Genomic DNA, 19,882 nt, shown 5'->3' with positions numbered 1-19,882 from the left:
AGTTTTTTAAATTTTAAATTCAATGGTGGTCAGAATAATGATGGCCAGTGCCGTTATTCTAAACAATATCCAAGAGATCGTAGGCAGAAAGTTCAGTTTAAGTATTCTGCATCTTCTTATATGTTCCAGAAACATGATCAATACTACAATTCCAAAGTAAATCATGTAAAAAACAGGAGTAAAACTGGTTATCAGAGCAGGAATTAAAAGTAAAGTCCCGATGAAGGAAACAGTCATCATATTTCCGAGATAATCCCAGATTTTACCTTTGAGATAAGTTTTTAAAAAGAGAGTCTGCCAAACAATCTGACCAAGACAAACTGCAAATTCTCTCAGGAAATTCCTTTCTAAATTCAAGTTTAGTTTATCAGAAAACAGGCTTAAGATATAGGCTGAAAAAATAACAACAAAGCTGATGTATGCCATTCTGTATTTCAGGTTAAAATCCGGAATGCAGGATTGTTCTGTATGATCTTTTGGGGAAGGAATAATCTGTTTCCGGTTATAAGAAACAAAGGAGTACAGTTTTCGAAAAAACCAATACAGAGGTTTTATACGAACCATTTTTACCAGCCATGGAAAAGAGTTTCCAATGATGAGAAGCAGGCTGTCTAAACCATACACAACTTCATTTTTGGTGTGGTCTACCAATGCAATTTCATTTTTCGCCCGATTGAAATCGATCAGGCTTTTATTTCTGCCTGAGAGTTCTGTAAATGCTTCTCTTCCATCTTCATCCAGCATTCCACATTTTGTAAAACCTTTGGAATAGAGATTACACATTGGGCATTCATTGTCGTAGATTAATGTGTGATTTTTGAGCGTTTTCATAATTGTGATTTATAAGGTTCATAAGTAGTGTAGCAATCATAAACATATGCCGCGGCCATCACAGGGCTGTATAAAAGAGCGGCCATTAGAACATATCCAAAAAAGTCATTGATATGTTTCTCTGTAAACAAAATGGTTACAATAATCCAGACCGGTGCTATTACAATTCCATACGCGATATACAGTGCTGACTTTTTTGTTTTAAAAAACAGTTTGATCAGGAAACTTATCATTTGCGGAATTCCTACTATAAAATAAAACAGAACAAATCCCGACAAACCACCAAATAAAAAAGCCTGAGGTCCTATTATTATAAAAAACAGCTGAATATAATAATCATATTTTGCAAATGTTTTCATGGTAATAACTGTTTAAAGTGATCCTTTTCTTCTGAAATAAATAATCAGGAACAGGTGGATGATTAAATTTTTCATACTTATTGTTAATTTTATATTTTCAGTAATTTTTGAAAGTTAGTTTGAAATAAAAAAGGATTTTCATCCTCTTTCAGTTTTCTATTTCAACAGATTGGTAATCTTCCCTACCAGCCAGTGGTCATCACTTTTAATTGCCAGATCCATAATATTGTTGATTTTTCCGGTTACAGAACTGAAGTCATTCATCAGCTTAATAAACTCTTTAGCTTCTTCCGAGTCTTTATCCTCAATATTTTTTAATTCTTCCAAAAAAGAAATTACAGGTTCAATTTCTCTCTTTCTGCGTTCTTTGGTAATCTGTTTGAAAAGATACCAGACATCTTTTTCTGCCACGAAATATTCTTTACGGTCTCCTTTCACAAATTCCTTTTTCACAATTCCCCAGTCTATCAGGGCACGAAGATTCATATTGGCATTTCCTCTTGAAATCTCCAGCTGCTCCATTACTTCATCGGTAGAAAGGGGTTTGCCACTAGCCAAAAGCAATGCATGTACCTGCGCCATCGTACGGTTGATTCCCCAATTGGTAGCAAAGGTTCCCCAGGTCTGAATGTATTTTTCTTTTGCTTCTGAAAGTTGCATTGTGTTTCACTTTTAATTTCTGTAACAAATGTAATTATATTTTTTGAATTTTCAATAATTTTTGAAAATTAATTTTAAAAGGTTTGCTTCTTTTCAGTTTTGGTCATCGAATTCTGTTGTATCCAGCTTCCAGAAGTCATTTTAAACTTACCTTCTCTTTTTAAATGTTGCTTTCTTATAGCCAGTTTTTTCTCCTTGTCAAGGTTTTAAACCTTGACAAGGAGAAAAATTATGGTTCAATACTCGTTGTGATTCCTTGATTCCAATATTTTGCTTCCGGCATGTAATAGAGATAAACATTGCTTGATTTTCCTGTGTAGCTTCCTGCAAACTCTACTTTAAGATCAAGATTGATAGTTTTCGTCTCTTCTGCATTGAAATGTTCCCAATACAGCACCAGATAATTATCAAATATTTCATAGTAAGAAACCTGCTTTTTATCTATCAGATCTTTCAATAAAGCATTTTGAAGAGTCAACCCTGCAGGAATACCAATTTTTGCTATGGTCATGGGTAGCTGGCCATTTATTTTATTTTTAATGGTAACAGTCATTCTCCTGGTTTCTCCTACTTTGGATCTTCCGGATTTTAGCTTTGTGTCCATGATAAGAGGGATATCCTTACTTTCAGGTGCCTGTAGTGTATAATATTGATATTCCAGTTTATAAGGCAGTCCATTTTTAGTTGGATAATGAATATTGATTGTATTTTCACCCGCTTTGTATGCTGATGAAAGGCTTATTATGGGTGAAGTATTGGCCTTATTGATAGTGATAACCGGTCTTTCAACCCCAAATAGCTTCTCATTTTTAGAGAAAAATTCGGACAGCGCCTGTACTGCTAATGTTGTTGCCTGAGTAGATCCGAATCCATAATATCCATTGAAACTGATTAATAGATCTGCAGCTTCTGCTATTTTCAACTGGTTGAGTTTTTCATCTTTCTGAAGTGCCATAATATACAGGGAAAGGGTTTCGGCATCGGCTGACATTCCCCATGAGCCCGTAAAAGTGATTTGGGATTTAATTTTCTTTGATTCATATTGCTGATCAAGAATCTTCATCAAATCATCATATTCTGCCTGCTTACCTAAATGAGCCGCTGCATTGGCAAGCAACGCCAGCTGATAAGAGTCTTTTGTGGCTAAAGCTCTTTTCATCATCACTTTAAAGGAATCTTCAATTTCATTTTTGAGGCCCAGTTTGGATAAAGCATAGACCACGTACATATTTCTCGACCAGGAATATTCGGAAAAATCTCTTTTGGATTCATAACCTCTTCTCACCTCAAACAGACCATTTCCGTTTTTCTTTGATAAGATAAATGAGGAAAGCCCATGAATAAGCTTAGCGTCGGGATTTACATACTTTTTTAAATCCGTAAATTCTAATAATGCAAACGCTGAAAGGGATACATCCGATTCTTCGCTGTTGAAATACCCGAATCCTCCATCTTTATTTTTATAACTCAACATTTTCTGGAAGCCTTTTTTCATATTTTTAATGACTTCATTTTCTGTTGCTGTATTTATTTTTTTACTTGATTTCAAATAATCCAGAATAAAAATATTAGGATACACCGTTGAGGAAAGCTGTTCAAAGCATCCGTATGGTTCTTTCTTCAATTGTGCCAGGTTATCAAACAATTGCAAAGCAGTGCTTTCAAATACATAATATGAGGAAAATAAGCTTCCATTGATATATTCCGGAATATTGATTTTTATCTCTTCTGTTTTGTTATTGATAATGGAAAACTGATGGGGAAATCCTTTTTCTTCAACTTTAAACGGAAGGATCATTGTTTCTCTGAAATCTCCGGATCTTATGGTAAACTGAATATAGGAATCTATGATTTCATCGGTCTGTATTTTAACAAATAACCTTCCTGATTCCAGTGGTTTCAGGGTAATCAAACTGTCAGACTGCAGCAGCCTTACATGATTGGGAACAATCACGTCCATGGTCATTTTCCTGATTTCAGAGGAATTATTTTTAATAACAACAGGAATGGTCATCTGATCGGTTCTCGTCAGGTATTGTGGGATTTTGCTGTCTATTGAAATGAGACTCTGAGCAGCATAAGTTGTTTCATCTCTCCCTACAAGTCCTGATGCAGCAATACCTTCTGTTATAATTCTAAAGGTAGAATTGGCATCTGAATTATAAAATTCCACTTTTGCCTTTCCGTTTTTATCGGTTTCTACTACAGGATTCCAGTAAAGAGCTTCTCTATAATCAAAACGGTAAGAGGTATTGGTGGTCTTATATTCAGGATACACAAATTCTCTTGATCCTGCATAAGAAACAAGTCGTTCATAAGGCAGCGCTTCTATGGCAAGATAAGATTTCGGGGTAATATCAAATCTGATTTTTGAGCTGCTGTTTTTATATGAATTCACAATCACCACTCCATTTGCAGCCCTGCTTCCATAAATAGCAGTCGCTGCAGCATCTTTAAGAACAGTGATGCTATTGATATCATTCGGGTTGATGGTAGTATTGAAATTTTCTACAGGAGCACCATCAATAATGAATAATGGACTTTTATTGGTCATAGAGACTGATCCTCTGATATGGATCTGTGCTCCCGTTCCCGGCTGTCCGGTACTGATGACGAGTCCTGCAACTTTCCCATTCAACAAAGAAGCTACATTGGGGTTTTGAATCTCTGTAGTAGATGTTATTGTAGTCGACGACATGGTATTACTCTTCTTCGCCATTGAACTATACCCTAATACAACAACTTCTTCAATGTTTTTATTCGTAACAGTATCTTTTCTGGAATGACCAGAATTACTCAGCGGGCTGGTGTTGTTCTTGTTTTCTTTTAATGCTTTTTCTTTTTTTTCAGCTTCTTTTACAATTTCTTCTACATCTATATGGGAAAGATTTTGCTTTGTTAAAGGATTAATATCCAGGTTATAAGACAAAATCCTGATTTTCACCAGATGCTTAGGCTGAAAAGATTTGGCAATAATTTTATGTTCATTGCCTGCATTAAGATCCGAAAAATAGAACTTTCCATTTTCAGAGACCGTCTGTTTAAGGATTTTTCTACCACTTGTATCCAAGAGAAAAACCTCTGCTTTTACTGGTTTTTTATTCTCATCTTCCACAATTCCATAGATTGAGTTTTTCTTTTCAGGAAGGTATTTGTATTTATTGGTTTTTAAAACCTCCGGGATGAGTTCGAAGTATCTATAGCCATTTGTGAGCATGACAAGATCTAAACTTTTATCGGCTTTTTTTTCTTTTTTATCAAAATAAAACTGGGGTTTTTCAATTTTCCCTCTCAACTCAGAGTCCATCAGAAGCCAGGAAACAATGTGATTCTGTTTATCATCGGAATAGGTCCATAACTTATCATCCACCACACTCAATCCAAGGTTAGCCGGAATCGGGCTGTTGTTTTCATCGGTTGTTTCAATATTCAGGATCACTTTTTCTCTGGGCAGATAATGTTGTTTTACAGGGTTAACCTTTATATTCAGCTGGTTCACTTTATTGGTAAAAACAATACGTTCTGCAATAGGAAGAGTATGGTCAAGAACCGTAAACCTGCAGATTCCCACAGGAAATTTTTTCTCATCAATTTCCAATGAATTGCTTCCATTTTTTAAGGTAAGAGTTTTAGAATATATTTCTTTTCCGCGGAAACTTCCCTGAAGAGTAATCGTTTTTTCCTGAGTTGAAGTGATGGTAAAATTCAGTTTTTTATTTTCATTTTGAATATTTAAAACCAATCCGTCATTCTTTGCTTCAGGAAAATTAAAAATCTGGTTTATATTTTCCGGTTTACTCACTTTTGCATAGTAGGATTCTCCCTTTTTAGGAGTAAAATGGAAACTTCCCATCCCGAAATTGTAGGCTGAAATTTCTTTTAATTTTTCATGATTCTGATTGTAAACAGCCAGGACAGCATCTACAGGTTTTTCAAATTCATCGAGAATTTTAAAGGCTATATTTTGTTCTATTCCATTGATAAAAGTTCCTCCTTCAGGTAAAAATTTCACATCAAGATTATTCAGAACAATCGGAATGTTTCTGGAAATAGATTCTGTAAATCCATCAAAATTCACTTTAATATTCAACAGTGCATCAGAGGATTTCAACACTTCAGGAAGCGTAAAGGTTACTATTTTCTTACCTTCTTTATCGGTAATCAGTTTCCCTTCTGAAACGGTTTCCCCATTGTGCATTACGGTATAATCTGCTTCATAAAAAGGAATGGGAAGGTTACTCAGACTTCTCATTGAGAAATCGGCTGTCACCTCATCACCAGGTCCATATCCTTTTTTAGGAAAATCGAGTTTCATTAAAATCCTGGGAGAAACTATTTTCTGGAGGGTAATTTCTTTTTCAAAGGTATTTTTCCCTACTTCATTCTGCATCCAATTGGTAAAAGCTCTGATTTTATAAATCCCGCCTTTCATATCTTCATCAAAATAGAAATAGCCCTGAGCATAGCCATTGGTAATTTCATATTTCATTTTTTTCAAAATGCTTCCTGCCGGATCAACAATTTCAAAATTAACAACTCTGCTTTCTTCTACCGGACGATTATGAGTTCCTTTTACCACATATATTTTAAAATACATTTCCTCACCAGGTTTATAAAAAACATGATTGGTCTGAATGTAAGTTTTTTCTTTTTCAAAATCCTGAAATGACTGCTGGGCTTTCACAGAAAAAGTTGAGAATAATAAGCTCAGCAAGATGATATAGTTTGATATAAATTTGAAATTCATGGGTTAAAATTTGAGTGAAACAATGCATCCAAATGTTTTAAATGACGGAAGGTTGAAAAAATCCAATCCTCTCCCATTATCCATATCATAAAAATTCTGATTGGGATCTGCACCTTTATTGGCTTGCCAAAGCATTAGATTATTCACGTAAAAAGTCAGCTTAAGATTCTGATTTCCATAGTTAATCGGAAAATTGGAAGACAGTGAAATATTGTTGATTCTTATGTAATCTGCCTTTTGAATATAGCTTTCCGCTACTCCCAGATAGCCATATCTCAACCATCTGTTTTCCTGAACATTCCGGCTGGGATCATAGAAATCAACAGGAATCTGGTTGATGCTTCCATTGGCATGTACACCCTGGAAAATATAATTTTTACTATTTCTCTGGTCTCCGGAATCGGAAGAACGTCCATAATAATCAAGAACAGCCTGGGTTCCGTTCCAGAGCTGACCACCTTTTTTCCACTCCCAGTTGATATCTAAGGATAGATTTTTATAGGTAAAACTATGATTGAATTTCATTACAAAATCCGGTGTAGGATCTGCAATAATTTTCATTCCATTGGCTTTTTTAGGGAACCCAGACTCATCAATAATTAGTTGTCCTGCTGCATTTCTCTCAAAATAACTTCCCATCACTGCTCCCAAAGCCTGGCCTTCTGACAATGTTTTATAAATGTCTTTAAATCCTGAAACAGCCAGATTCTGATATCCTGGAGCGATGCGGTCTACAATGTCCTTATATTTGAAAAATGAAACTTTATGGTTGGTAAAAATATGATAGCCAAGACGTAATCGGTTGTAAGCAAAATTGAATTCATATCCGCTGTACGTATGGTCTGCAATATTCTTTAGCTTCAACTGATTATTTTCAAAAACAGGAAACAGATCATCTGTATTTTTTCTGTTGAAATATTCTCCATCCAAATTTATATGATAACCAATATTCAGCATGGCTCCTACTTTCCATTCTCTGGAATTGATGTTGGATAATCCTTTGAAACTTTCAACTTCCTGTACCGGGAAATATTGATTATAGTTTTCTGCATTCAGCAAAGTTGTAGCATAAGAAGCGTAGGATCTTGTAATTTCCGGTTCTGAGCTCAATTGAGTATAACTTCCCAGTAACTTAAAATTATAATTATACCAATCGAAAATCTCATTAAATTTTAAATAGAAATTCGCTTTTGGCAGCCAATAATTATTTTTAAGAGAGGTATTGGAAATATAAAATGCATTCCCCAGATTAACACCTGCTTCAAAATCATAATTGCGAATCTCCATATTATAATTAAAAATATGGTCCTGTGAAGTTCTCTGATAGAGAGATCGTTGATTGATAAAACTGTTATAAATATCAGATTTTCTATCATTTAAAATAAAATTCAGGCTGAAAATATTTTTAAAATCATAGTCTCCCAATGTATAGGAACCTAATATATTGGAATGATACGCACTGCTGTTTTGAGTTCTTTCATTCAATACTCCATTGCTAAAACCATACGAAGAAGGTTTGTACTGATCAAGATTCCAGATGGTATTTTTTTCGTAGGACTGGCTGATATTCACTTTAAAATGATCCCAGTTTTTTATTACATTAAGACTAAACCATCTTTCACGGTTCTGATAACGGTATTTGCTGTCCTGCTCAAAAAGAAATGAAGGATTGTCTGCATATTGGCTGTAGCTTCTCTGAGAGCCATTGTTCAGAAAAGTATTCTGTTCATTGGAAAAGGAAACCGGTGTTAGCAGTGAATTCTGATAAGCCTTATTGAACAGCCCAATCCTATTGGTATTGGTTGCTTTATCTTCTTCATAATTAAAAGCAAGATTGATAGTATATCCTCCTAATTCTGTATTCAGTTTTGCTTTAAAACTATTCGCGATATCAAACTGATCGATAAAATACATTTGATTTTTCTGCTGCCCCAGATTCAGGGAAAGCCGGATCTTCTCGTTGTACCCATCTTGTATAAAAGCATTTACGTTCAACTGATTATTGTATCCTACTGTAGTTTTAAAAATGTCGTTTTTATATTTCCGTGCATGCTGAAGACCATCAACCCAGGGGATTAATTTTCCGTTCTGATCATATTCATAAGGCAATCCATTAAATCCCAATGTAGAAATATCGGGTCCGAAACTGAACATCTCATGGGTTTCAGGTCCCTTCCAGACAAGGTTTCCGTTTTCTGATCTTCCCTGAACATATCTACTCTGCGTTGCCGGAACCGCATTTCTGTTTTTAATATCAAAAGAGGTCGTAAAGCTCCCGTTAAACATTAACATTCTATTATCAAGCCTTTTAACAGTATAAACACTGTCATTCTTTTGCTTTAATTTTCTTATCAGATTAAAATAAGAGTGTGATTTTTTACTTAATCGGGTCTTTGTTTTTTCAATACTGAAATCATCTTTAATTTCCTTTGAAACCAAAGTATCATAGGCTTTGCTGTAAATATTTTCTACATTTTTCTTTTCTGTCTGACTTTCCAGAATAGCTCTTAATTCTCTGAGTTCATAGGTAGAAATAACGTGAATGTTTTTACCCTGATTCCACACTAAGGTATCATAAGGTTTAGCAGCAATGATTGCAAATCCTTCCTCATCAGTCAGTTCATAAATGCCGCTGTTTTTATTGTGAATCTTTAAAAAGTTCTGTACTCTATCTTTAGGTGTTAAAAATTTTCCGGAATAATACAATTGTGAGTTTTGTGCCTGTAATAAGCTAATGGTAAACGGTAATAACAGCAAATAATTCTTTTTCATCGGTAATTAGTATGTTTAATAGTATAATAAAAGAAATTTCCGGGGAAATTTCTTTTACAAATTATTTTTGAACTGTTTTATAACTTTCTATCATCCTTATAAATTCTGATCGATAGCCTTCTTCATCTTTACTTTTGCCTTGTTTGGCGAGGTTGTCAATATCTGAAAGGTCTTTTTTCGTAATCAGTTCAGAATTCCTTAGTACCAGTCCGAACCATGCCACTGAAGAAGCAAATTTAAAATCAGGGCTTGCCGAAGATTTATTTTCTTTTTTAATCACGTTAGTTATCTCAATGCTTTTGTCTCCATCTGGCTTTTTATATCTGAATTTTATCGTAGCCAGTTCATCTCCAAATTCTTTCGAAGAGGTATTCTGGGTATATTTCAGATCATTGTCCATGGGAATAAAGTGTGATTTTACATCTGCTGGAATCACCTCATACAAAGCAGTTACTGTGTGCCCGCTTCCCAATTCTCCGGCATCTATTTTATCGTTGATAAAGTCTTCATTTCTCAGTTTTCTGTTTTCATATCCTATTAAACGGTAAGATTTTACCAATTTAGGATTGAATTCAATCTGAATCTTTACATCTTTGGCTATGGCATACATACTTCCTGCAAATTCTTTCCCTAAAAATTTATTGGCTTCCTGCATATTATCAATATAGGCATAATTTCCATTGCCTTTATCTGCAAGCGTTTCCAGGGTATTATCTTTATAATTTCCCATTCCAAAACCTAAACATGTTAAAAAGACTCCTGATTTTCTTTTAGCTTCAATCAGCGTTTGAAGATCTGAAGTGGAAGACATTCCTACATTGAAATCTCCGTCTGTAGCAATAATAACACGGTTGTTGCCCTCTTTTACAAAATTTTCCTGTGCTAATTTATAGGCCAGTTCAATACCTTCTCCTCCTGCAGTACTTCCTCCCGCCTGAAGGTGATCTAAAGCTTCAATAATCTTATCTTTTTCTCCGGCTGAGGTAGGTGGCAGCACCATTCCTGCGCTTCCTGCATATACTACAATTCCTACTTTATCTTTAGGTCTGAGCTGATTCAGCAAAACTTTAAAGGAAGACTTCAACAATGGTAATTTGTTTTCTTCATCCATTGACCCTGAAACATCGATAAGGAAAACAAGATTTGATGCAGGCAGATGATCCATCGGGATATTTTTTCCCTGAAGTCCTATTTTAAGCAATTTATGCATTGGATTCCATGGGGAATCGCTGTATTCTGTATTGATCGAGAAAGGTTCTCCGTTTTTAGGCTGAGGATAATCATATCTAAAGTAATTAACCATTTCTTCGATTCTTACAGCATTTTTATCAACTGCCTGTCCATTATTAATCATTCTTCTTACATTGGAATAAGAAGCATTATCAACATCAATAGAGAAAGTAGATAATGGCTGGCTGCGAGTTAGTTCAAAAGGGTTTTCAATAAAAGCATCATAGCTTTCATTATTTTGTGCAACCGGTGTAATCTGCTGTTGACTATTAATTTCATCCTGCAGCTTTTTCAGTTTTTTTCTTTCTCTTCTTGAAAGATCTTTGGTAGTCACTACAATAACTCCATTTGCTGATCTGCTTCCATAAAGTGCTGCAGCTGTGTTTTCTTTTAAAAGATTGACACTTTCAATTTTGTTAGGATCTAATTTTCTGAAAATCTCCTCACTTGTCAATACTCCGTTTACAACAACCAGTGCTTTATTTCCTGCTGTTACAGAAGATGTTCCTCTAATCCGCAGCTGATTGTTATCAATATATCCCTGAGTGATATTACTCCCCAGATTTCCTCCGGATGTACTGATTTGTATCCCTGCTACTTTTCCCTGCAACGATTGATAAACAGTAGCCTGTGGTAAGTTGCTGACAGAGGTGCTTGTAACTGTATTGGATGCTGTCACATAACTTCTTTTAACTTTTTTTGAATATCCCATTACCACAATTTCATCAATCTGTTTTGTTTTCAAGGTGTCGTTGTATATTTTTGGTAAGGATGTTACTATTTTACCGGGAGCTTCTACTTGTGATGTACCATGAGAGGCTCGTAATATATAAGGATCTACGGGTTCAACGGGTGTAGGCTGGTGAACAATAGGACTCGGTAAAGACAACTCTTCTTTTCTGATGTTATCTTTTATTTTCCGATCTATTTTTGCAATATCCGTTTGGGTAATCGGACCTCTTGAAGTTGTATTTTCTGCAATGACAGGTTTTAAAGGCTCTGCAGTTTCTTTTTTATTCATAAAATAAAGGGCACCTAAACCAATCACCAGGCTTGCAGCAATACCATACGGCAGCCAAAGAGGAATCATTCTCTTTTTTTCTTCTTTTTTATCTAATTTTTCTTCAATCTTATCCCATACTTTTTCAAAACCAGGAAAAACGGTTGGTTCTTCAGAAAGCTTAGAGGCTTCATTGAATTGTTGATCTATATGATTATTTTCCATTGTTGTAAAAGTTTAAATGTTTTGATTCACTAAAAGTTCCTGCAGCTTTTTTCGTGCAAAATTGAGCTGGGATTTTGATGTACCCTCGCTGATGGAAAGCATGGTTGCAATTTCCTTATGGGGATATCCTTCAATAGCGAAAAGATTAAAGATGGCTCTGCAGCCTTCCGGGAGAAAATTCAGTAAACTGAGAATATCTTTTTCCAGAGAAAGATTTTCTGTAGTTCCCTCGGAATGATCAATGAAGTTTTCTTCCAGGGAAATAAAGAGTCCTTTATTGGTTCTTAATTTCTGCAGGCATTCGTTTACTGTTATTTTTCTGGCCCATGCTTCAAAGGTTTCGGGGTTCTGAAGCTGAGTAATTTTCGTGAAAATTTTATAGAACGTATCAGCCAATACTTCTTCTATATCTTCATCGTTTTTCAAATAGCGTCTGCAGACTGCGTAAAGCCTGCCCGCCATTTTCTCGTAAACCTTCCGCTGGGCATTGCGGTCGCTACGCTGGCATTCCAATAATAATTCTTGTTCCATAGTCAGGAGTTATACTATTATAGATGCATAAACTTTTCTTGGGGTTGGAAACATGGTCAACTTTTTTGTTAAAATATTGAGAAAGCCAATTTTCAGATCAGCCATTTGATATTTTTTTCATTTCAAATTTAACTTTTCCATCTGTAACAAATCTCTATTATCAACGACTATTAATACAAATAATCTTTTTATAGTAATGAAAAATGCCAAAATTGCATCATTACTTTTTGTTTTGTCTGCAGGAAGTATGATGTTTGCCCAAGATGACTTGATTAACAAGTTAAAAAACAACCAATCTCAAAATGCTAATTTTCAGTTCACAACGTTAAAAGACGTTGGCGCAACTTCTGTAAAAAACCAGGGTTCATCAGGAACTTGCTGGAGCTACTCCGGAAATTCTTTCCTTGAATCTGAAATGCAGAGAATGGGCAAAAAACCTGTAGATCTTGCCGAAATTTTTACAGCAAGAAATTCTTACCATGATAAAGCAAAATTATATGTTTTGAATAATGGCGCAATCAGCTGGGGTGACGGAGGAGAGCTTCACGATGTTATTAATATGTACAAGAAGTACGGAGCAGTTCCTCAGGATGCGTATACAGGATTAAAATCGGGACAGACTACCAACAACTTCAAGGAAATGCAAGGGAAACTGAAGCCGGTTCTTGACAGCCTTGTTCAAGCTTCTTCAAAAGGGAAACTGACCGATAACTGGATGGATTCTGTAGATGCAATTCTTGATGAGTATTTAGGAAAAATACCTGCTAACTTTACGTATGAAGGGAAAAACTATACTCCTAAAACATTTGCTAAAGAAGTAGTAGGAATCAACCCTGAAGATTATGTAGAATTATCTTCTTACAAAGATTATGCATATTATGAGAAATTTGTAGTTCCAATTCCTGATAACTGGAGCCACGATTCTGACTGGAATATTCCGATGAAAGATCTTACAGCGATCATCGACAATGCGGTAACTAAAGGATATTCTGTAGGTTGGGCAACTGACGTTTCCGAGCCTTATTTCTCTTACAAAAACGGGGTAGCTTACGTTCCGGACATGGATCTTGATCAAATTACAGCAGAAAACAAACAGACTTTGTTCACAGAGCCTAAAAAAGATAAAACCATTACTGAAGATATGCGTCAGAAAGCCCTTAACAATCTTTCTACAACGGATGACCACGGTATGCACATTGTAGGTTTGGCAAAAGACCAGACGGGTAAAGAATATTATATGGTGAAAAACTCATGGGGTGTAACCAATGATTTTGCCGGATATCTTTATGTAACAAGACCTTATGTTGAATATAAATCAACGGCAATTCTTGTTCACAAAAATGCAATCCCAAAAAACATTTTAAAGCAACTGAAACCAACGAAGAACATTGGTTTGTAAGAAAAGAAATCATTTCTGCCATTTTTAAAGGGCAGTTTTAGATATTTAAATCTGTTAAAACCCGCTTCCGGAAATTCCGGAGCGGGTTTGTTTTTATTCTGAAGCATTTCTTTCCATGAAGAGGTATTTATAAAAACTCACATTGGAGTATAAACTCTTGTCTGGCTTCCAAAAAATATTATATTTGTATAAATCAACAAATTATTACCTATGAAAAATCTAAGAAGATTATTAAAGTCAGATTTAAAGAGCATCATCGGAGGAAATGCTCCGGAATGTCCGGAAGGAACTACAGCTTGCTATATTCCAGGCAGCAACGGAATTCCTCCCCGCTGGAGATGTGTTCAGGATTCTATAGGCTGTCCATAGACTTATAAAAATCGGCTTTCAGGAAATCCTGAAAGCCGATTCTTTAATAAATAGGTGAAAATTAAATATAAAATAAAGTGAATTATGCTGATTTAATACCAGACAGAATTGTCAATTCAGCTTCGCAAGTCAATAAATTATGCTGTTAAAAAATTGACCACGAAAGCGAATTCACCATTCCTGATTGATATTAAAATAAAACGCCCATACTTTCTGCTGAGAAATCCAGAAGAGCTTCAGTGTTTCCTTCTTTGATCTTCTGTACCCATTGGTGATCCTGTAAAATGGCTCTTCCTACTGCAACAAGATCAAATTCTTCATTATCAAGTCTTCTGATCAGTTCTGTAAGATCTGTTTTTTCTGTTCCCTCAACTGCAAATGCATTAAGGAAATCTCCGTTCAAGCCTACAGAACCTACTGTAATGGTTGGCTGTCCGGTAATTTTTTTAGCCCATCCTGCAAAGTTTAAATCAGAACCTTCAAATTCCGGTTCCCAGAAACGACGCTGTGAACAGTGGAAAATATCTACACCTGCTTCTTTTAAGGGTAATAACCAGTCTTCCATTTCATTAGGAGTAAATGCCAGTCTGGTTTTATAATCCTGCTGTTTCCATTGTGAAAGACGGATAATAATGGTGAAATCCTCTCCTACTGCTGCTCTGATAGCTTTTACAACTTCTACAGCAAATCTGCTTCTCTCTTTTAGTGTTTTACCACCATATTCATCTGTTCTTGTATTGCTTACTTCCCAGAAAAACTGATCGATAAGATAACCATGTGCTCCATGGATTTCAATACAATCGAAACCAAGATCTTTTGCTGATTTTGCAGAAGCTGCAAACTGTGCAATGGTGTCCTGAATATCTTCAATCGTCATTGTTGAAGCTTTTTCCATTTGAACTAACGGATAGTCTTCAGACATTCTTGTATCTCCTACATGCCAGATCTGAGGACCCATTTTACCTCCATTCTGATGTACAGTATCGATTACATTTTTCCAGCCGTTTAAAGCTTCTGTTCCATAGAAATCCGGGATATTCTGCAGGTTTTTTGATCCTGGTCTGTTAATCACAGTTCCTTCAGAAAGAATTAATCCTACTTCTGAAGCAGCTCTCCTTCCGTAATAGTCTGCAATATTCTGAGTGGGAACTCCATTGTCAGATTGTGCTCTGGTCATAGGAGCCATTACTATTCTATTTTTAAGCTGTAGATTCTTGTATTGAAACGGTTTAAATAATGATGATGTGCTCATATTTAAATTTACATTTTATAATTGTTACACAAAGTAACTAATAATAGTTCACTTTTGTATCTTTTATTAAAAAAATAGTGGTAACTTCGCAGTAACTTACATTAGTAACATCAAAGTAACGTATGAAACTTTGGTTTTATATGCTGTTTAAAATAAAGATCTCCTTATGAAAAAGAATGAATTGATGCAATACAGCTGCCCTCTGGGCAAGGCAATGGCCGCTTTGGGAAGCAAATGGAAGCCCATTATTGTTCTGGTTATTAAAGACAGGAAGTTACGTTTCGGGGAACTGGCAGTACGCATTAATGTCATTTCCAGAAAGGTCTTGACTGATCAATTGAGGGAGATGGAAACGGACGGACTGGTTATCCGTGAAGAGTTTAAAGAACTGCCTCCACGAGTGGAATATTCTCTCACAGAAAAAGGATTGGCTTTATTACCTATTTTATATTTACTGGAAGAGTGGGAAGCTAAATATCAGGTGAAAGGACAGCATGAAGATAAAGATTGTGCTTTCTTGAATGAAGATATAAAAAATAAAAAGGCTGTCAATGTTTGATGGCTTTTTTTGCATTTATCCTTATGCTCACTTTCAAAAAGGTAAATATATAACGAAAAGGTAAGCATATAGGTTCAAAGCCATTTCTGATGCAAATTTGCAGAAAATATTTCACTATGAATTACAAAGAAATTGCAAAAGAAACCATTGGAAACCTATACAAAGCCCACAATAGCATCCGAAAATCTGGTATTGATGAAAAACTGATCGCTTTGGTAGAGTTACGCGTCTCACAAATCAATGGCTGTGCCTATTGCTGCAGCTATCATGCTAAAGAACTTTCTAGTTTCGGCTTTGAACAGGACGTTATTAACAGGCTTCCAGGCTGGAAATATACCAATGCCTTCACTGACGAACAAAAGCTTGTTTTAGAATGGGCTGAAGCTATTATTTACAGTAAAGATGATTGGCAACAAATAAAAGCAAAACTGATAGAGCAATTTACAGAGCGGGAAATTGTAGAACTGACAGCAAGTATAACGCTGATGAATACTTTGAATAAACTAAGGATTACTTTGGCTGAAAAGGATTAAAATGTATAACCCAGCAGAAGTAATTTATGAATTATGATTCTAATTTTTCTTCAAAATCAACATATTGGCAAAAGGAGTGATTTTCATATTTTCCATTATTTCCAATTCTGCTGGTGAAATTGATTTTTCCCATTGTTTCTGACTTAAAAAGTGAGAAAAGCTCCGATATTAAAAAATATAAAATTGGTAACATCCCTAAACTGCTCTGATATAATGATCAAACCTCCTTTCTTTAATATTCTTTTAGCTTCTTTAAAAAACAAAACTCTTTTCTGATGATCGAGAATCTCGTGAAGTGCTGTGACTGCCAGAATAATGTCTTGTGATTCGTTTTCAAAAGGTAAAGTATCAGGGGAAATTCTTATTTCTTTAGGATTAGGAGGAAACATTTTCTTTGAAACTTCAATTCCATTTTCATGTTCATGTCTGTTTCCATAAATATCACAAACAGTGAATTTTACATGATCATATTTCTCTTCCAGTTTTCTTGATAAAGGATCAAAGCTTGCATGAATTACAACTGCATTTTCAATTTTCCCCCAATCCAGAAACTCATTTAATCCCTTCAATTCATATAGATCAGAATTATCATAAAGTATATAAGATGCAGCAATTGAAGCTAATATGTTTAAAACAATAAGAATTCCAAAACTTCTTAATAATATGATCCATAAGGATGAATTAATCTGAAAAGACAATATAAAAAGAAATAATGAGATTAAAATTCCAAGTACTATTTTCTTATAATTGAACAGGATAACGAGTTGAGTTATTTTCATGTAAAAGTTTAAAAAGACATTCTCCTATCAAATCTACAAATTTTAGTGCTTACATCATAAAATAAAACCGCTCCCAAAAAGAAGCGGTTTTAAAATGTATCTAAAATCCCAATTAGAATATCGCAGGATATTTCTGAGGATTTGTTTCATTAAACATTGCGTAGATTTTTTCTACCATATCATCTGTAGACGGCTTGCTGAAGTAGTCACCATCACTTGCATAGGCAGGTCTGTGATCATTGGCAGAAATCGTCAACGGATCTGAATCCAGGTATCTGAATGCTTTTTGTTTTTCAAGGATCTGCTGTAAGATAAATCCTGTAGTACCTCCTTCCACATCTTCGTCAATCACTACTAATCTGTTGGTTTTCTTAACACTTTCAGCAATTTCGTGAGATAAATCGAAAGGAATCAATGACTGGATATCAATCACTTCTGCAGAAATTCCCAGTTTTTCCAATTCGTTAGCTGCTTCTGTTACAATTCTCCATGTAGAACCGTAAGTTACCAACGTAACGTCTTTTCCTTCTTTTGTTACTTCAATCTTCCCTACAGGCACAGTGAATTCTCCTAAGTTATCAGGCTGTTTTTCTTTTAATCTGTATCCGTTCAGACATTCTACGATGATCGCAGGTTCGTCCGTCTGAAGCATTGTATTGTAGAATCCAGCAGCTTTCGTAAGGTTTCTAGGGACAAGAACCAAAATACCTTTTGAAAGGTTAAGAATACCCGCCATTGGAGAACCTGAATGCCAGATTCCTTCCAGTCTGTGACCTCTTGTTCTGATGATCAATGGCGCTTTCTGACCACCTTTTGTTCTGTAATGTACGGTTGCAAGATCATCACTCATTCCCTGCAGACAGTAAAGAACATAGTCTAAGTACTGGATTTCTGCGATAGGTCTCAATCCTCTCATTGCCATACCAATCCCCTGTCCAAGGATCGTTGCTTCACGGATTCCTGTATCAGCGATACGTAAAGCACCGTATTTCTCCTGCATTCCTTCCAATCCCTGGTTTACGTCACCGATATTTCCGGTATCCTCTCCAAAGATTAAAGTTTCAGGATATTTTTCAAATATTTTATCAAAGTTGTTTCTGATTACGACTCTTCCGTCTACATCTTCAGAACTGTCAGAATAAACAGGCTTAATTTCCTGAATATTTTCTGCTTTCCACTCAGACTGGGAGTATAAGTGAGAAGAATAGTTGTCTTTTTCAACAGCAGCTACTTCATTGTATTTCTGCATCAGTTGAGTTCTTTCTGCAGAGTCTGTCCCTCTTGTTGCCAGTAATGCTTTTCTTACCAAATGGAAGATATCTTTCTTCGCTTTTGAAACCAACTTATTGAAGTTAGCAATATATGTTTCCACTTCAGCATTCTGACCTTTAAGATTTTCTACTAAAGGTAAGATAGACTGGATAAGTTCAGAAATTGCTTTCTGATAGTTTTCCCAAGCTGCCTTCTGCCCTGTTTTTGCTGCCTTCTTCGCTTCCTCATCAATAGCGTCTAATTCTTCAGCCGTAGCAATCACTTCTTCTTTTCCATCAATATCGATAGAATAGTTCAGAATCCACTCTTTGAATTTTGCCAGACCGTCATATTCAGCTTCCCAAGCCAGACGCTCTTCGTTTTTATATCTTTCGTGAGATCCGGACGTAGAGTGTCCCTGAGGCTGCGTAACATCAATTACATGCACTACTACCGGTACACTTTCTGTTCTTGCGAAATGTTCTGCCTTAGCATAAGCCTCTAATAATGCAGGATAATCCCATGCTTTCACCTGGATAATCTCACATCCCTGATTTTCTCCTTCTTTTCTTTGGAAACCGCTTAGCATTTCACTGATATCAGCTTTTGCTCTCTGGTTTTTTGTAGGTACTGAAATTCCGTATCCGTCATCCCAGATTGAAACAATCATAGGAACCTGAAGAGCACATGCCGCATTCAGCGTTTCCCAGAAGTGTCCTTCTGCTGTAGAGGCATCCCCAATAGTTCCGAAAGCAATTTCGTTACCTTCTCTTGAGAATTTTTCAGAACCTTCAAATTTTACGCTTTTATAAATTGTAGAAGCCTGAGCCAATCCCAATAATCTTGGCATTTGTCCGGCTGTAGGAGAAATATCTGAAGAAATATTTTTCTGAGCTGTTAAGTCTTTCCAGCTACCGTCTTCATTTAAACTTCTTGTTGCAAAATGCCCGTTCATCTGTCTTCCAGCTGAAGCAGGTTCTCTTTCCACACTTGTATCTGCATACATCTGTGCAAAGAAACTTTCTACTGTTAAGGCATCTATTGCCAATGCAAAAGTCTGATCCCTGTAATATCCTGAACGGAAGTCTCCATTTCTGAAAACTTTCGCCATTGCAAGCTGAGGAAGTTCTTTACCATCCCCAAAAATTCCAAATTTAGCTTTTCCCGTAAGAACTTCTCTCCTTCCGAGATAAGACATTTCACGAGAGATCCTTCCTAACCTGTAGTCTTCAAGTATTTGATTTTTAAAATCTTGAAAGGATATTTGCTGTGTTTCAATATAGGTTGTTTGCATAGCTAAGTAAAAAAGTTTTTTAATCTTCAAGTATTTTGCTAATATACACTTTTTAAATTAATTTTAATTTTTAATAATCTTTTTTAAAAAT

Annotated in this window: 14 protein-coding genes; 4 read left to right on the top strand and 10 right to left on the bottom strand. The window is 35.6% G+C overall.

What is annotated here, in order from left to right; genetic code table 11:
- Positions 1–6 precede the first annotated feature (6 nt).
- From ACWPWS_RS00930 to ACWPWS_RS00900, 7 genes are all read right to left on the bottom strand, one after another.
- Positions 7–831: a DCC1-like thiol-disulfide oxidoreductase family protein gene (locus ACWPWS_RS00930; protein ID WP_454045174.1), complete on the bottom strand. Its 825-nt coding sequence runs from the start codon at positions 829–831 to the stop codon at positions 7–9.
- Positions 828–1,190: a hypothetical protein gene (locus ACWPWS_RS00925; protein WP_454045173.1), complete on the bottom strand. Its 363-nt coding sequence runs from the start codon at positions 1,188–1,190 to the stop codon at positions 828–830. Before ACWPWS_RS00925 ends, ACWPWS_RS00930 begins: the two co-directional genes overlap by 4 nt.
- A gap of 156 nt (positions 1,191–1,346) precedes the next feature.
- A complete protein-coding gene (locus tag ACWPWS_RS00920) occupies positions 1,347–1,850 on the bottom strand; it encodes a GbsR/MarR family transcriptional regulator (RefSeq protein ID WP_454045172.1) in 504 nt (167 codons plus the stop codon).
- Between the two features lie 229 nt (positions 1,851–2,079).
- A complete protein-coding gene (locus tag ACWPWS_RS00915) occupies positions 2,080–6,597 on the bottom strand; it encodes a TonB-dependent receptor plug domain-containing protein (RefSeq protein ID WP_454045171.1) in 4,518 nt (1,505 codons plus the stop codon).
- A 3-nt stretch (positions 6,598–6,600) separates the two neighbouring features.
- Positions 6,601–9,369 carry a hypothetical protein gene (locus ACWPWS_RS00910; RefSeq protein ID WP_454045170.1) on the bottom strand — a complete coding sequence of 923 codons (2,769 nt, stop codon included), beginning with the start codon at positions 9,367–9,369 and terminating at the stop codon, positions 6,601–6,603.
- A gap of 61 nt (positions 9,370–9,430) precedes the next feature.
- Positions 9,431–11,824, bottom strand: a complete 2,394-nt coding sequence (locus tag ACWPWS_RS00905) for a YfbK domain-containing protein (protein ID WP_454045169.1) — start codon at positions 11,822–11,824, stop codon at positions 9,431–9,433.
- A gap of 12 nt (positions 11,825–11,836) precedes the next feature.
- Positions 11,837–12,355 carry an RNA polymerase sigma factor gene (locus ACWPWS_RS00900; protein WP_105680822.1) on the bottom strand — a complete coding sequence of 173 codons (519 nt, stop codon included), beginning with the start codon at positions 12,353–12,355 and terminating at the stop codon, positions 11,837–11,839.
- A 196-nt stretch (positions 12,356–12,551) separates the two neighbouring features.
- On the opposite strand from ACWPWS_RS00900, the gene ACWPWS_RS00895 reads away from it, so the two are divergent.
- Entirely contained in the window at positions 12,552–13,754 is a 1,203-nt protein-coding gene (locus ACWPWS_RS00895) for a C1 family peptidase (RefSeq protein WP_309512427.1), read from the top strand.
- A gap of 210 nt (positions 13,755–13,964) precedes the next feature.
- Entirely contained in the window at positions 13,965–14,123 is a 159-nt protein-coding gene (locus ACWPWS_RS00890) for a hypothetical protein (protein ID WP_454045168.1), read from the top strand.
- Positions 14,124–14,313: 190 nt separating this feature from the next.
- On the opposite strand, the gene ACWPWS_RS00885 is transcribed toward ACWPWS_RS00890, so the two are convergent.
- Complete coding sequence (locus tag ACWPWS_RS00885; protein WP_454045167.1) at positions 14,314–15,375, bottom strand: NADH:flavin oxidoreductase; 1,062 nt, start codon at positions 15,373–15,375, stop codon at positions 14,314–14,316.
- A 166-nt stretch (positions 15,376–15,541) separates the two neighbouring features.
- Here ACWPWS_RS00885 and ACWPWS_RS00880 point away from each other — a divergent pair, with 166 nt between their 5' ends.
- Both ACWPWS_RS00880 and ACWPWS_RS00875 read left to right on the top strand, forming a co-directional pair.
- On the top strand, positions 15,542–15,934 hold the full coding sequence (locus ACWPWS_RS00880) for a winged helix-turn-helix transcriptional regulator (RefSeq protein ID WP_115970618.1): 393 nt from the start codon (positions 15,542–15,544) through the stop codon (positions 15,932–15,934).
- A gap of 116 nt (positions 15,935–16,050) precedes the next feature.
- On the top strand, positions 16,051–16,467 hold the full coding sequence (locus ACWPWS_RS00875) for a carboxymuconolactone decarboxylase family protein (RefSeq protein WP_454045166.1): 417 nt from the start codon (positions 16,051–16,053) through the stop codon (positions 16,465–16,467).
- Between the two features lie 143 nt (positions 16,468–16,610).
- Here the strand turns inward: ACWPWS_RS00875 and ACWPWS_RS00870 are convergent, their stop codons facing one another.
- Complete coding sequence (locus ACWPWS_RS00870; protein ID WP_454045165.1) at positions 16,611–17,246, bottom strand: methyltransferase domain-containing protein; 636 nt, start codon at positions 17,244–17,246, stop codon at positions 16,611–16,613.
- A 112-nt stretch (positions 17,247–17,358) separates the two neighbouring features.
- On the bottom strand, positions 17,359–19,791 hold the full coding sequence (locus ACWPWS_RS00865) for an alpha-ketoacid dehydrogenase subunit alpha/beta (RefSeq protein ID WP_454045164.1): 2,433 nt from the start codon (positions 19,789–19,791) through the stop codon (positions 17,359–17,361).
- Positions 19,792–19,882: the final 91 nt, after the last annotated feature.

The sequence above is a fragment of the Chryseobacterium sp. Marseille-Q8038 genome, assembly GCF_965111995.1.
Note: the sequence above shows the minus strand (reverse complement) of the source record. Positions and strands in the feature narration are given on the sequence as shown.

Excerpts from the sequence above, each read along its gene's own strand:
- ACWPWS_RS00925 (WP_454045173.1), bottom strand. The coding sequence starts at position 1,190 with ATGAAAACATTTGCAAAATATGATTATTATATTCAGCTGTTTTTTATA.
- ACWPWS_RS00890 (WP_454045168.1), top strand. The coding sequence starts at position 13,965 with ATGAAAAATCTAAGAAGATTATTAAAGTCAGATTTAAAGAGCATCATC.
- ACWPWS_RS00920 (WP_454045172.1), bottom strand. The coding sequence starts at position 1,850 with ATGCAACTTTCAGAAGCAAAAGAAAAATACATTCAGACCTGGGGAACC.
- ACWPWS_RS00865 (WP_454045164.1), bottom strand. The coding sequence starts at position 19,791 with ATGCAAACAACCTATATTGAAACACAGCAAATATCCTTTCAAGATTTT.
- ACWPWS_RS00880 (WP_115970618.1), top strand. The coding sequence starts at position 15,542 with ATGAAAAAGAATGAATTGATGCAATACAGCTGCCCTCTGGGCAAGGCA.
- ACWPWS_RS00930 (WP_454045174.1), bottom strand. The coding sequence starts at position 831 with ATGAAAACGCTCAAAAATCACACATTAATCTACGACAATGAATGCCCA.
- ACWPWS_RS00895 (WP_309512427.1), top strand. The coding sequence starts at position 12,552 with ATGAAAAATGCCAAAATTGCATCATTACTTTTTGTTTTGTCTGCAGGA.
- ACWPWS_RS00900 (WP_105680822.1), bottom strand. The coding sequence starts at position 12,355 with ATGGAACAAGAATTATTATTGGAATGCCAGCGTAGCGACCGCAATGCC.
- ACWPWS_RS00910 (WP_454045170.1), bottom strand. The coding sequence starts at position 9,369 with ATGAAAAAGAATTATTTGCTGTTATTACCGTTTACCATTAGCTTATTA.
- ACWPWS_RS00870 (WP_454045165.1), bottom strand. The coding sequence starts at position 17,246 with ATGAAAATAACTCAACTCGTTATCCTGTTCAATTATAAGAAAATAGTA.
- ACWPWS_RS00915 (WP_454045171.1), bottom strand. The coding sequence starts at position 6,597 with ATGAATTTCAAATTTATATCAAACTATATCATCTTGCTGAGCTTATTA.
- ACWPWS_RS00875 (WP_454045166.1), top strand. The coding sequence starts at position 16,051 with ATGAATTACAAAGAAATTGCAAAAGAAACCATTGGAAACCTATACAAA.
- ACWPWS_RS00885 (WP_454045167.1), bottom strand. The coding sequence starts at position 15,375 with ATGAGCACATCATCATTATTTAAACCGTTTCAATACAAGAATCTACAG.
- ACWPWS_RS00905 (WP_454045169.1), bottom strand. The coding sequence starts at position 11,824 with ATGGAAAATAATCATATAGATCAACAATTCAATGAAGCCTCTAAGCTT.